General features: G+C 72.6%; 12 protein-coding genes. 5 read left to right on the top strand and 7 right to left on the bottom strand.

All coding sequences use genetic code 11. The features are described from left to right. Positions 1-76 precede the first annotated feature (76 nt). Together G9272_RS38975 and G9272_RS38970 are read left to right on the top strand one after the other, a co-directional pair. Positions 77-793, top strand: coding sequence for a FadR/GntR family transcriptional regulator (locus G9272_RS38975; RefSeq protein WP_171400926.1), 717 nt, complete (start codon positions 77-79; stop codon positions 791-793). A 90-nt stretch (positions 794-883) separates the two neighbouring features. Then, positions 884-2,227 carry an amidase gene (locus G9272_RS38970; RefSeq protein WP_171400925.1) on the top strand — a complete coding sequence of 448 codons (1,344 nt, stop codon included), beginning with the start codon at positions 884-886 and terminating at the stop codon, positions 2,225-2,227. Positions 2,228-2,290: 63 nt separating this feature from the next. On the opposite strand, the gene G9272_RS38965 is transcribed toward G9272_RS38970, so the two are convergent. After that, the gene (locus tag G9272_RS38965) at positions 2,291-2,464 is read right to left on the bottom strand and encodes a hypothetical protein (RefSeq protein WP_020127513.1); all 174 of its coding nucleotides are present in this window, start codon (positions 2,462-2,464) and stop codon (positions 2,291-2,293) included. Between the two features lie 484 nt (positions 2,465-2,948). Here G9272_RS38965 and G9272_RS38960 point away from each other — a divergent pair, with 484 nt between their 5' ends. Next, complete coding sequence (locus tag G9272_RS38960) at positions 2,949-3,398, top strand: inositol oxygenase family protein (protein WP_171400924.1); 450 nt, start codon at positions 2,949-2,951, stop codon at positions 3,396-3,398. 25 nt (positions 3,399-3,423) lie between these two features. Continuing rightward, positions 3,424-4,239 (top strand): SDR family oxidoreductase, encoded by an 816-nt coding sequence (locus G9272_RS38955; RefSeq protein WP_171400923.1) that lies wholly within the window; start codon positions 3,424-3,426, stop codon positions 4,237-4,239. 7 nt (positions 4,240-4,246) lie between these two features. Here G9272_RS38955 and G9272_RS38950 read toward each other — a convergent pair whose 3' ends face one another. The 5 genes from G9272_RS38950 to G9272_RS38930 form a co-directional block, all read right to left on the bottom strand. Then, positions 4,247-5,755 (bottom strand): SDR family NAD(P)-dependent oxidoreductase, encoded by a 1,509-nt coding sequence (locus G9272_RS38950; protein WP_171400922.1) that lies wholly within the window; start codon positions 5,753-5,755, stop codon positions 4,247-4,249. 103 nt (positions 5,756-5,858) lie between these two features. Further along, positions 5,859-7,217 (bottom strand): wax ester/triacylglycerol synthase family O-acyltransferase, encoded by a 1,359-nt coding sequence (locus tag G9272_RS38945; protein ID WP_171400921.1) that lies wholly within the window; start codon positions 7,215-7,217, stop codon positions 5,859-5,861. 104 nt (positions 7,218-7,321) lie between these two features. Beyond that, complete coding sequence (gene glgC / locus G9272_RS38940; RefSeq protein ID WP_171400920.1) at positions 7,322-8,542, bottom strand: glucose-1-phosphate adenylyltransferase; 1,221 nt, start codon at positions 8,540-8,542, stop codon at positions 7,322-7,324. 51 nt (positions 8,543-8,593) lie between these two features. Continuing rightward, positions 8,594-9,745 (bottom strand): glycogen synthase, encoded by a 1,152-nt coding sequence (glgA, locus tag G9272_RS38935; protein ID WP_171400919.1) that lies wholly within the window; start codon positions 9,743-9,745, stop codon positions 8,594-8,596. Positions 9,746-9,784: 39 nt separating this feature from the next. Beyond that, positions 9,785-10,564, bottom strand: coding sequence for a (2Fe-2S)-binding protein (locus G9272_RS38930; RefSeq protein ID WP_253268075.1), 780 nt, complete (start codon positions 10,562-10,564; stop codon positions 9,785-9,787). Positions 10,565-10,773: 209 nt separating this feature from the next. On the opposite strand from G9272_RS38930, the gene G9272_RS38925 reads away from it, so the two are divergent. Then, positions 10,774-12,009, top strand: coding sequence for a DMT family transporter (locus tag G9272_RS38925; RefSeq protein ID WP_171400917.1), 1,236 nt, complete (start codon positions 10,774-10,776; stop codon positions 12,007-12,009). Here G9272_RS38925 and G9272_RS38920 read toward each other — a convergent pair. Continuing rightward, entirely contained in the window at positions 11,999-13,213 is a 1,215-nt protein-coding gene (locus tag G9272_RS38920) for a transglycosylase family protein (protein WP_171400916.1), read from the bottom strand. The genes G9272_RS38925 and G9272_RS38920 overlap by 11 nt on opposite strands. Between the last annotated feature and the right edge of the window lie 55 nt (positions 13,214-13,268).

The following is a 13,268-nucleotide window of genomic DNA, read 5'->3' as shown; positions in this document are numbered from 1 at the left end:
CTTTTTGGCGAGTTGCGGGCCCAAGTGGTCCGACCACATCGGTGGGGATCGCGGCGCCGGCGACAGGAGAGGCCACGTGGAAGACACCCCGAGCAGCGGGACCGCCGTCCCGAAGGGCACGGTGACACAGCGCGCCATCGAGCGGATCAAGGCGATGATCACCGACGGGTCGCTGGAGCCCGGCCAGCGGCTGCCGACCGAGCGCGATCTCGCGGTCGAGCTGGGCATCTCCCGCAGCTCGATGCGCGAGGCGATCCGGGCGCTCACGGTGCTGGGGGTGCTGGAGGCGCGGCACGGTTCCGGGATCTACGTCACCGCGCTGAAGGCGGGGGATCTGCTGGAGACGTTCGGAGTGGTGGCCGATCTGTCGCGGGGGCCGCGTCTGGTCGAACTGCTCCAGGTGCGCCGGATCCTGGAGTCGACGGCCACCGCACTGGCCGCGGCCCGCATCACCCCGGAGCAGCTGGCCGTCGTGGAGGGTCACCTGGCGGCGATGAACGCGACGGACGACCCGGAGGAGATCCTCGCGCACGACCTCGAGTTCCACCGGGTGATCGCGGAGGCGGCCGGCAACGAGACGATGGCGGCGATCCTGGAGGGCCTCTCCTCACGCACCTTCCGGGCCCGCGTCTGGCGCGGCTACCAGGAGGAGGGCGCCTTCGCCCGGACCCGCCGCGAACACGCCGCGATCCATCGCGCGCTGGCCGCCCGTGACCCGGAGGCCGCCCGGGCGGCGGCGGCCGCGCACGTCGGCGAGGTGGAGGAGTGGCTCAGGGGGCAGGTGGGGCCCTGAGTCACCGCCGCCTCTCGACGCGGGACTTCCGGCGGGGCAGAGTTCTCCTACGTACTCGCCAGTAGTGCATGCACACCGAGGGAGCTGCCTGTGACCAGCTGGGTCGGCCGGACCGCCGTCGAGATCGCCGCCGCCGTACGCGCGAAGGAGGTCACGCCCTGTGAGGTGGTGGCCGAGCATCTCGCGCGGATCGAGCGGCTGGACGGCCGGATCGGAGCGTTCCGCACGGTGCGGGCCCGAGCGGCCCTGGCCGAGGCCGACGCGCTGGCCGCCCGGGGCGACCTGGCCGCACTGCCACTGGCCGGGGTGCCGGTGGCGGTCAAGGACAACCTCGGCGTGCGGGGCGAGTCGACCCGGGTCGGCTCGGCCGCGACCCCGGACACCCCGGCCGACGCCGACCATGTCACGGTGGCCCGGCTGCGGGCGGCCGGTGCGGTGGTCGTGGGCCTGACCAACGTGCCGGAGCTGTGTGTCTTCGGCACCACGGAGGGCGTGCACGGCACCGCCCGCAACCCCTGGGACACCTCCCGCACGGCGGGCGGCTCGTCGGGCGGCAGCGCGGCCGCGGTCGCCGCGGGGCTGGTGCCGATCGCCCTCGGCAACGACGGCATGGGCTCGCTGCGCATCCCGGCGGCCAACTGCGGCCTGGTGACCATCAAGCCGGGGCACGGGGTGGTGCCGGCCGGGATCGGCGAGGGTGACTGGTTCGGGATGTCGGAGAACGGTCCGCTGGCGACGACGGTGGAGGACGCGCGGCTGATGCTGTCGGTCCTCGCGGACACCGACGTCGTGGCGGCCGGGGAGCCCGGTGCGCTGAAGATCGCCGTCTCCGTGCGCAGCCCGCTGGCCGGAGTCACGGTGAGCAAGCCGTACACGGGCGCCGCGCGGGACGCGGCCGGGGTGCTGGTCCGGGCGGGGCACCATGTGGAACGGGCCGAACCGCCGTATCCGCTGTCGCTGGGCGTCACGTCGCTCGCGCACTGGACGGCGGGCACGGCGGTGGACGCGGCGAGCCTCGACCCGCGGCTGCTGACCCGGCGCACCCGGGTGCACGCGGCCGTCGGCCGGCGCTTCCTGTCCGGGGTGCGGGGCGGCTCGGCGCGGGACGCGCTGCGCCGACGTCTCGAGCCGTTCTTCGCGGAGTACGACGTGCTGCTCACTCCGGCGCTGGCGCGACGCTCACCGAAGTCGGTGCCGTGGCACGAGCGGGGCTGGCTGCGCAACGTCCTGGTGAACACGAACTACTCGCCGCTGACGCCGCCGTGGAACCTGACCGGCTGGCCCGCCATGGCGGTTCCCTTCGGCACCCTGCCGTCCGGTGCTCCCACCGCGGTACAGCTGGTGGGCCTGCCGGGGCGGGAGGGCGAACTGCTCCGGCTGGCCGAGCAGTTGGAGAGCCTGCGTCCGTGGAGTCGGACGGCTCCGCTCGACTGAGCAAAAGAGCGGGCCCGGCGTGGGCGTGCCTGGCGCACACCCAGGCCGGGCGACCGCGAGCGGTCAGTCCACGCTGGGCAGGATGTGGGGCTCGGCGAGGTCCTCCTCGTAGCCCGCCAGGCGGATGGGGGCGGAGCGGGCCCACACGTCGAGGCTGCCGATCTCGCCGGGCCGGCGGCCGGCCCGCTCCGGGCGTTCCTTGGGACGTTGCTCGCGATTCGTCTTCTCCGGTGTCACCGCGCACTCCTTATGTGTCGGGTCACCCTCGGGGCGTGCCGGCCAGTCTGCGGTCCGGCGCCTGACGCTCCCTCGGGGCTGGCTCAAGTCGGTCGAGGACGCGGTGGCGCCGGCAACTTCTTGGAGGGCGAGCCGTTGTGAAGCGGCCTGTCCCATGACGGACCGTGGGTGTGGGTGGCACTCCGTACTGCTGTCCGTCCGCTACACATTAACCAAATGAGCGGGTGGCCGCTCGATAGGGCTGAAAATTTGGGGTAACCATGGCAAGTCACCCGTATGTCACCGCAGGTGAATTGAACCTTTTTCCACCCTGATGCACCTTTTTAATTCACCCGTCCGGGGGATATTGCTGGGCGTGGCGGACCAGGGAGGCCGCGCATTCGCCCGTGAGTTCGTCGCGCAGTTCAAGTGCCGTTCGTCCGGTCGCAAGCAGGCCATGGTCTGCTTGCGACCGGCAACGGCGGTCTCGCGGAAGGACTGACGCATGGAGCTGCGCAGCGTCGAGGAGCTGATGGACCTGCTGTACGCCTGCCGGGGCGTGCGGGACGCCCCGGACCGCGGTGTGCCCGGCGTCGACCTGCACGATCACGCGCTCCAGACGGCGGCACTGCTGCGCCGCGGTCGCCCCGCCGACAAGGAGCTCCAGCTCACCGGGCTCGTCCACCCCATCGGTCATCTGCTGTGCCCCGGCGACGCCACCGGCCGGCCGGAACGGGCCGCCGACGCCGTACGCCCCCTGCTCGGCCCCCGCGTCTCCCGTCTCGTCCAACTGCACCCCTGGCACGAGCCCACCGCCGACGACGATCTGCTCAGCCTGCGCCAGGCCGACGAGGACGGCCGGGTGGCCGGGTTCGACGCGGGCGTGCTGGAGGACTGGCGCACGGTGCTGGAACTGGTGGCGGCACGGAACTCGCGCCTCGGGGCTGTCGACTGACGCCCCGTCATGAGACCGTACGCCGATGACGTCGTCGTACGGGTTGCGGGGCAGGGCCGCCGTCGTCACGGGGGCCACGCGCGGGATCGGCTGGGCGGTGGCACGGGCGCTCGCCGACGCCGGGGCGCGGGTGTGCGTCAGCGCGCGGGATCCGGACCGGGTACGCCGCGCGGCCGGGGAGCTGGACGGCGTCGGACTGGCCGGCGACGTCGGGGACCCCGGGCATCCCCGGAAGCTGACGGAGCTGTGCCTGGACGCGTTCGGCCGGCTGGACGTGCTGGTCAACAACGCGGCGACCAACCAGCCCTACGGACCGCTCATGGACGCCGATCCCGGCGCCTGGCGGGAGGCGTTCACGGTGAACGTCGAGGCACCGCTGCGGCTGGTGCAGTGCGCGTGGCGGGGCTGGATGCGTGAGCACGGCGGGGTGGTCGTCAACATCTGCACGGAGGGCGCGGGACACGTAGGCCCCGACGTCGGCGCCTACGGCACCAGCAAGGCGGCCCTCCTCCACCTCACCCGGCAGCTCGCGGGCGAACTGGGCCCGGGAGTGCGGGTGAACTCCGTCTCCCCCGGCCTGGTACGGACCGAGATGGCCCGCTTCGTATGGGAGCCGGGAGAGGGGGAGATAGCGGCGGCCCTGCCGCTGGGCCGGATCGGGGAACCGGAGGACGTGGCACGAGCGGTGGTCTGGCTGTGCTCCGAAGAGGCGAAGTGGATCACAGGGGCGGACCTGCTGGTGGACGGCGGCACGAGTGTGCGCCGGGCACGCATCGCCCCCCAGGGGGCGCGGGGAACCGCGCGACCGGCCCCCACGACCCCCACCCGACCACCGGCGTAGAACGGCCCTACCACTTACCGGGGGCGTAGTCCTTCAGGAACACCCCGTACAGATCCTCACCCTGCTCGCCGCGCACGATCGGGTCGTAGACGCGGGCCGCGCCGTCGACCAGGTCGAGCGGGGCGTGGAAGCCCTCCTCGGCGAGGCGCAGCTTGTCGTAGTGCGGGCGCTCGTCGGTGATCCAGCCGGTGTCGACCGAGGTCATGAGGATGCCGTCGGCCTGGAACATCTCCTGGCCGCTGGTGCGCGTCACCATGTTCATCGCGGCCTTGGCGGCGTTGGTGTTGGGGTGGCCGGCGCCCTTGTAGCCACGGCCGAAGACGCCCTCCATCGCCGAGACGTTGACGACGTACGCGCGGCCGCTGGTCGCCTTCCCGGCTGCGTCGGCCATGGCCGGACGGAGCTTGCTGATCAGGATGAACGGCGCCGTGTAGTTGCACAGCTGGGTCTCGAGGAGCTCCACCGGGGAGATCTGCTCGATCGTCTGCACCCAGGTGTTGGTGTCGACGACGTCGGGGACCAGACCGCCCGCGTCGATGGCGGTGCCGTCGAGGTGCCGGGCGATGCTGGCGTTGCCCGCGACCAGGGCGAGGTCGGCGACCTGCTGGGCGTCGATCCCGGAGATTCCGGCGGGCAGGGTGGCCAGCCCGTCGACCGCGCCGGAGCCGAAGGCGCCGATGACATGGTGGGCGGGCAGCTCGCCGGCCGGCAGCGGCGCGCTCTCTCCGTCGACCAGGGCGGCGTAGGCGGAGGGCAGTCGCCGTACGGTCTGCGTCGCGTTGTTGACGAGGATGTCGAGGGGGCCCGCCTCGGCGACCTGGTCGGCGAGGGCCACGGCCTGCGCCGGGTCGCGCAGGTCGATGCCGACGACCTCCAGGCGGTGCATCCAGTCGCCCGAGTCGTCCATGGCCTTGAAGCGGCGGATGGCGTCCTTGGGGAAGCGGGTCGTGATCGTCGTGTGCGCGCCGTCCCGCAGCAGCCGCAGCGCGATGTACATGCCGATCTTGGCGCGGCCGCCGGTGAGCAGGGCACGCTTGCCGGTGAGGTCGGCGCGCACGTCGCGCTTGTCGCGGTTCAGGCGGGCGCACTCGGGACAGAGCTGGTGGTAGAAGTAGTCGACCTCGACGTACCGGGTCTTGCAGGTGTAGCAGGAGCGCGGGCGCTGGAGTATCCCGGCGATCCGGCCCTCCTCGGTGACCGAGGACGGCAGGATGCCCTCGGTCTCGTCGTCGATGCGCTGGGCGGAGCCGGTCGCGGTGGCCTCGGTGACCGCCTTGTCGTGGGCGGTCTTGGCGGCCCGGCGGTCCTGGCGGCGGCGCTGCTTCACGGTGCGGTAGACGCCGGCGGTGGCCCGGCGCACGGCGATCGCGTCGGGGTGGTCGACGTCCAGCCTGTCGAGCTCGTCCAGCACGGCGAGGCAGACGGCGAGCCGCTCCGGGTCGATGCCGGGCCCGTACACGACCTCGTCCACGACCTCCTCCGTGACCGCCGTCGAGCCGTCCTCTGTCACCGTCATCGCGCTGCCGCTTCCCTGATCACCCGTGCGGCGCTCCGACCGAGTCCGCCCTCGAAGGACGAATTTTACGGAGCGCCCGGCCGCTCCTCCAAACCCGTTCCCGTCAAGAGCCGCAGGCAGTGATGAGCGTCTCCACCTCGGCGGTCAGGGCGCGCGCGAACCGGTCGAGGTCGGGGACCGCCTCGGCGTCGGCGACGAGCCCGTAGTGGATCTGGCCGCGGTAGGTGGAGACGGCGACCGCGAGGGCCTGGCCGCGGGCGAGCGGGGCGTACGGGAAGACCTCGGTCACCGGGTTCCCGCCGAGCTTCAGGCCGAGGCTGGGCAGCGGCACGCTGGTGACGAGGATGTCGAACCAGAGCCGGGCGGCCTGGCCGACCAGCGGGCCGCCGAGGCGGTGGCCGAGGGCCGGGACGTGGTCGGCGAGCAGGGCGACGGCGCCGGCGCCCCGGCCGGGGCCCGCGTCCTTGTTGCGGTCCATGGCGGCGCGGACCGTGTCGAGGCGGCGCAGCGGGTCCGGGTCGTCGACCGGAAGCCGCATCAGGTACCCGGAGAGCCGGTTGCCCTGGGGGTGGGCGGTGCGCGGGCGGCGCTTGGAGACGGGGATGAGCGCGCGCGGCACGACGCCCTCGCTGCCGTCGCCGCGTTCGTCGAGCCAGCGGCGCAGGGCCCCGGCGACGACCGCGATCAGCACGTCGTTGACGGTGCCGCCGGCGACCTTGCGGATCCGGTGCACGTCGTCGAGGTCGATGACGACGCCGGCGGTGCGGCGGGTGCCGGTGGGCGCGGCGGTGAGGGCGGGGGTGGGGCGCATGCCCAGGGTGTGCACGGCGACGGAGGCGCCGATGTCGAGGGCGCGGCCCACGTCGGAGACGGCTCCGCGCAGCAGGCCGGGCAGGCTGCGCACGTCGGGGAGGAGCCCGCGGGCCGGTTCGGCGGGGCGGGGCCGGGGGGCGGGCAGATCCATGGGGTCGAGGACGGCCGCGGCCAGGGTCAGGGCGCGCAGTCCGTCGGCGAGGGCGTGGTGGAACTTGAAGAGCACGGCGAAGCGGGCGCCGTCCTCGTGGGGCAGGACGTGGGCCTCCCAGGGCGGGCGGCCGCGCTCCAGGGGGCGTTCCATGAGCCGCCCGGCCTCGGCCTGGAAGTCGGCGGCGGGCGCGTGCAGCGTGACGTGGTGCAGGGGATCGAAGTCGGGGTCCGCCTCCCGGGTCGCGCCGCCGAAGGCGAGCGACCGGCGCAGGTCGAACGGTTCGGAGCGGTCGAACGGCCGCCACACGTCCCGGATCCGCATGCGCAGTCCGGGAACGCCGGCGGCGCGGGCCGCGAGCAGGTCGGCGGCGTGGGCGCCCGCGGTGGACGACTGCGCCGTGAAGACGCCGAGCGCTCCCAGGTGCATGGGGTGCTCGGCCGACTCGAGGTTCCAGAACGCCAGGTCGAGGGGGGCCAGCAGATCATCAGCAGTCAAGGGCTTGCCTCGCGTCGGCTAAGAGTGGAGGCAATCAGTCAAGCGCGCCCGGGCGATTACGGTCAAGTACGATCAAGCTACACACAGTTAACAGCGCATTAAGTTCAGGACACCTGCTGGCCCTTTCCCAGGGCTATCACGCCGCCCTTCGACACCGTGTACAGCTCCGCGTCCCGCTCCGGGTTCACGCCGATGGTCGCACCCGGAGGGACTTCCACGTTCTTGTCGAGCACCGCCCCGCGCACGACCGCACCCCGTCCGATGTGCACGTTGTCGTGCAGGATCGAGCCCTGCACGACCGCTCCCGGGTCGACCACCACACCCGGCGACAGCACCGAGCGGGTGACCTGTCCGCGGATCAGGCACCCCGAACTGATGATCGACTCACTGGCGATGCCGCCCGCGTTGAAACGCGCCGGGGAGAGCTGGCCCGAGTGGGTGTACATGGGCCAGCTGCGGTTGTACAGGTTGAAGGCGGGGCGCTCGGCGATCAGGTCCATATGTGCGTCGTAGTACGCGTCGAGCGTGCCGACGTCCCGCCAGTAGCCCTGGTCGCGGGTGGTCTCGCCGGGCACGTGGTTGTCGTGGAAGTCGTACAGCTGGGCCTCGCCGCGCTGGGTCAGCTGGGGCAGGATCGAGCCGCCCATGTCGTGGACGGAGCTCTCGTCCTCGGCGTCCCGCTGGAGCGCCTCGATGAGCGCCTTGGTGGTGAAGATGTAGTTGCCCATCGACGCGAACACGTACTCCGGGTCGTCGGCGAGCCCCGGCGGGTCGACCGGCTTCTCCAGGAAGCGCTCGACCGTCAGCCCGTCCGAGCCCGGGGTGATCACCCCGAAGGAGGAGGACTCGCCGCGCGGGACCCGGATCCCGGCCACGGTCACGCCCGCGCCGCTGTCGATGTGCTGGGTGAGCATCTGGCGCGGATCCATGCGGTAGACGTGGTCGGCGCCGAACACGGCCACGTACTCGGGCCGTTCGTCGTAGATGAGGTTCAGCGACTGGAGGATGGCGTCGGCGCTGCCGAGGTACCAGCGCGGGCCGAGCCGCTGCTGGGCCGGGACCGGGGTGATGTAGTTGCCGAGCAGGCTCGACATCCGCCAGGTGGTGGTGATGTGCCGGTCCAGGGAGTGCGACTTGTACTGCGTCAGCACGCAGATGCGCAGGATGTCAGCGTTGACGAGGTTGGACAGCACGAAGTCGACGAGCCGGTACGTGCCGCCGAACGTGACCGCTGGTTTAGCGCGGTCGGCCGTGAGAGGCATCAGGCGTTTGCCCTCACCACCCGCCAGCACGATTCCGAGCACCGAAGGCCCACCACGACGCATGGCCGCTCCCCTCACCCTGGTTGAAACCATGGTTGCCCCCGGCCGGGGGAACTAAGCCTGTTTGACGATCTCCTCGTACAGCCCGACCGTCCGCCGGGCCACCGCGTCCCAGCCGAACTCCCCCACCGCGCGCGCCCTTCCGGCCTCGCCCATCCGGCGCCCGGCCGCCGGATCACCGAGAACCGCGTCCAGCGCCCGCGCGAGGCCCGCCTCGAAGTCGTCGTCCACCGCTACGAGCGTCCCGGTCACCCCGTCCTCGACGACCTCCGGGATGCCGCCGACCCGGGAGGCCACGACGGGAGTGCCGCAGGCCATCGCCTCCAGATTGACGATGCCGAGCGGTTCGTACACCGAGGGGCAGACGAACACGGCGGCGTGCGTGAGGAGTTGGATCACCTCGGGGCGCGGCAGCATCCTCGGGATCCAGTGCACGCCGTCACGGGCCCGGCTCAGCCCGGCGAAGAGGTCGCGGAACTCCTGGTCGATCTCCGGGGTGTCGGGCGCTCCCGCGCACAGCACGACCTGCGCCGCCGGATCGATGTCCCGGACGGCCCGCAGCAGATGGGGCACGCCCTTCTGCCGGGTGATTCGGCCGACGAACAGCACGAACGGGCGGTCCGGGTCCAGGCCGATCCGGGTGAGGGCGTCAGTGCCGTGGTCGGGACGGTAGAGGGCGGTGTCGATGCCGTTGTGGACGACGTGGACCCGGTCCGGGGCGAGCGTCGGGTAGCAGGCGAGGATGTCCTCGCGCATCGCTCCGGAGACGGCGATCACCGCGTCGGCCGCCTCCACCGCGGTCCGCTCGGCCCAGCTCGACAGGGCGTAGCCGCCGCCGAGTTGCTCGGCCTTCCAGGGCCGCAGGGGTTCCAGCGAGTGCGCGGTCACCACGTGCGGGACGCCGTACAGCTCCTTGGCGAGGTGACCGGCGAGGTTGGCGTACCAGGTGTGGGAGTGGACGAGCTCGCGGCCTTCGAGGGCGGCCGCCATGGCGAGGTCCACGGAGAAGGTGCGCAGCGCGTCGTTGGCGCCGTCCAGCGCGGACCAGGGGCGATGCCGCTGGACCCCCTCGGTGCGGCCCTCGCCCCAGCAGTGCACGTCGAGGTCGACCAGCCGCCGCAACTCACGGGCCAGGAACTCCACATGGACGCCCGCACCGCCGTACACGTCCGGGGGATACTCCCGGGTCAGCAGTCCCACTCGCACCCCGGAACCCCCACTCTCAGCGATCGGCTCCCTTCATGGTCACCCAGACGGGGCGCGTGGGGAAGAGCGCGGGGGTCGTGTGAAGCAACAGTCGCCGCAGACGCCCCCGCCGGGCACCCGGTAGTACAGGCAGCAGCTGCGGCGGCGGAAGGCGGTGCCGGTCAGTGTCCCGGTGTCCGCGAGGAGGGGGTGGGTGAACAGTTCCACGGTGAGAGCACGCGCGCGTGCGGCGACGTCGGGACGACCGTGCGTACGGGCCCACAGGTCCAGTCGGCCGGCGGCTCCGGCCAGCGCGGATCCGGAGTTGCCCCGCAGCAGGCCGGGCGCGACCGGATGGCGGGCGCGCAGCGCGGCGGAGAGGGGCTCGAGGTGGCCGTCGAGGACCGTCGCGGCCACGGTCGCCGCGTCCCCCGGCCGCGCCCGCACCTCGGTCAGCCACAGGTCGTCCGGGGCGGCCGCGTCCGGGTCCCAGCACAGCAGCCCCGGCGCGAGGTCGGGGACGCTCCCGTACAGGACGGCGCAGCCCAGCGTCACCGACCAGAGCCGGGCCGCGAGGCCCTGCTGCGCCACCGAGGCCCCGATCCGGTCCTCCGGGGCGCGCAGCGCCCTGGTCACCTTTCGGACACGGAAGGCCAGCGGATCGCCGTGCAGGTCCGGTGCCGCGCTCCCGGGGGTCTCCCGGTAGGCCCGGGCGAGGGTCGGCAGCGCCGCGGCCGGCTCTCCTGGGCTGCCTGGTGGGGTGCGCAGGACGAAGAAGGGGCCGAGCGGGCGGAGCGCGGCGAGATCGGGGTCGAGGTCCACGAAGTGCAGTAGTACCAAGGGTGGTAGGGGTCGTGCTCAGGGGGATCCCTGGTCCGTCACCCGCCTGAGGGAGGACAGCGGGCCTTCAGTACTCCATCGGTAGTAGGACTTATTGCGTGCTTAGGTACGACGACGGGAACAGATCGACAAGGCATCGTGTTGGTTATGAGAGCCGACCGTTCGCCGCGCCGGGCCCCGTGCCCCCGCCTCACGCAGAGGAGCAGCCCATGAGCGCCCTCGCGTTGTCCGTGGTCCTGTCGCTCGTCTCCGCTGTCGCGTACGCGGCCGGGGCGATCGTGCAGGAGCAGGTCGCGCTGTCCTCCCCCGACGAGGAGTACGCCCCGCTGCGCCGTCCGGGCTGGTGGGCCGCAGTGGCGTTGAACGGTCTCGGCGGACTCCTCCACGTGGTGGCGCTCGCCTACGGTCCCCTCAGTCTGGTTCAGCCGCTGGGCGCGCTGACCATCGTGTTCGCGTTGCCCATGGCCGCGCTGTTCGTCGGCCGCAGGGCCGGGGCGACGGCCTGGCGGGGCGCGATCATGGCGACGGTCGGTCTCGCCGGTCTGCTGTCCCTGGTGGGGGCGGCCGACGCGCAGTCGCTGAGCACCCCGCAGCGGGTCAGCGTGGCCGTGGTCACCGCGGCCGCGGTCGTGGCTCTGATGGTGGCCGGGCGGGCCGCCCACCGGCACCCGGCGGTCCGCAGCATGCTGCTGGCGACCGCGTCGGGCATAGCGTTCGGCATGTCGTCGGTGTTCACCAAGACCGTCGCGGTCGACTGGACCGGCGGCGTCTCGACGGCCGACGTCCCGTCCCTGGCCGTGATCGGCGTGCTGGCCACGGCCGGCATGCTGCTGTCGCAGGCCTCCTACCGGGGCGCGGGCCTCGCGGCCCCGCTGGCCACGCTGACCGTGGTCAACCCCGTGGTGGCGGCCGCGGTCGGCATCACGATGTTCGGCGAGACCTTCCGCTACGGCACCACGGGCACCGTGCTCGCCCTGGGCTGCGGTGTGGTGGCGGCGGGCGGCCTCATCCTGCTCACGACGGAGCGCCTCCAGGGCACCCGGCCGGAGACGGCGGCGGCCGGTCTCCCGGCGGCGCGGACCCGGACGGACACCGGTACGGCGGAGGTGTCGTCGGAGGTGTCGGCCACAGCCCCGGCGGTCGAGGAGAGCGGCGGCGCGACGGGCGGGATCCGGTTGCCCGAACAGCCGGGCGCGCCGCTGCCGGAGGACGTGCGGTCGGCGGAAGCGGCACTGGAGGACCTGCGGCTCGCCGGGGCGGCGCTGGAGGCCGAGGTACGTGAGGAACGGCTCGTCCTGGCGCCGACCACGGTCGACGGCGAGGACCGCTACGAGGAGGACCCGCCCGGCGGGGACGTGCCTCCGTCGTTCTACACCCCGCTGTACGGAGGTCTGTACGTCCCGATGCCGGTCGTGGACCGGCATCGGGAGCGCGTCAAATCCTGACGCCGCCGGCCCGGAGATACGCCACCGGGTCGACGTCCGTTCCGAAACCGGGCCCGGTCCGCACCTCGAAGTGCAGATGCGGGCCCGTGCTGTTGCCGGTGGAGCCGGACCGGCCGATGCGCTGTCCGCCGCTGACCGACTGCCCGTCCCGTACGGAGATCGCCGACAGGTGGGCGTACTGCGAGTAGCGGCCGTCGGCGTGCCGGATGACCACCTGGTAGCCGAAGGAGCCGGCATAGCCCGCGCTCACCACCTCGCCCGCCTTGACCGCCTGCACGGAGGTGCCGGTGGGCACGGGGAAGTCGACGCCGGTGTGGTAGCCCTTCGACCAGGACGAACCCGTCGCGTGGTACGGCGTTCCGGTGGAGGCGCTGACGGGCGACACGAGGGAATGGCCGGTCGTCGTCTTGCCGCCGGCGTCCTTGGTCTTGGTGCTCTTGGCCGGCTTGCTCTCCTTGGCGCCCGAGGAGGTCTTCGGCTTCTCCGTCCGGGGCTTGGTGGCGCTCGGGGCCTTGGTCGCGGCGCTCGCCCTGCCGTCCAGGCTGAGCCGCTGGCCCGGCAGGATCAGGTCGGGGTCGCCGCCGATGGTCGTCCGGTTGGCGGCGTAGAGCCCTTGCCAGCCGCCCTTGACCTCCTCGGTGTCCGCGATGCCGGAGAGGGTGTCGCCGCGGACCACGGTGTACATCTCCGCGGTGCCCGCGCGGGACTGAGGTGTGCTCTGCGGCCGTACGTCGTCCAGGGACGTCTTCGTGGCCGGCTTGGACGACGTTGACGGCTTGGCGGACTTCGCCGAGGTGCCGTTCGGGTGGATGTCGGGGGCGTCGCCGCCCCGGCTCAGTCCGGCCCGCACCGAGCACACGGGCCAGGCGCCCGGCCCCTGCCCGTCCAGCACCTTCTCGGCCACGGCGATCTGCTGGTCCTCGGTGGCCAGATCCGCACGGGGCGCGTACCGCGTACCGCCGTACGCCTCCCAGGTGGACTGGGTGAACTGGAGTCCGCCGTAGTAGCCGTTGCCGGTGTTGATGCTCCAGTCGTTGGTCGACTCGCACGCGGCGACCTTGTTCCAGGTGTCCACGTCGGCCGCTTGGGCTGCACCGGTGCCGATCAGCGGCAGTGCCATACCGGCACCACCCGCCGTGACGGTGAGCGATGCCCGGTTGATCCTGTTCGGCTGATACCGGCGGTGCCGGCCGCGTACGGCCATGGGAGATCCCCCTCGACATGCGTCAGGAGGGGCAAAAGTAAGGGCGGCGAACAGG

This window comes from Streptomyces asoensis (assembly GCF_013085465.1).
Lineage (GTDB): Bacteria > Actinomycetota > Actinomycetes > Streptomycetales > Streptomycetaceae > Streptomyces > Streptomyces cacaoi_A.
The sequence above is the reverse complement of the archived record's forward strand: the minus strand, read 5'-3'. Positions and strand labels throughout refer to the sequence as shown.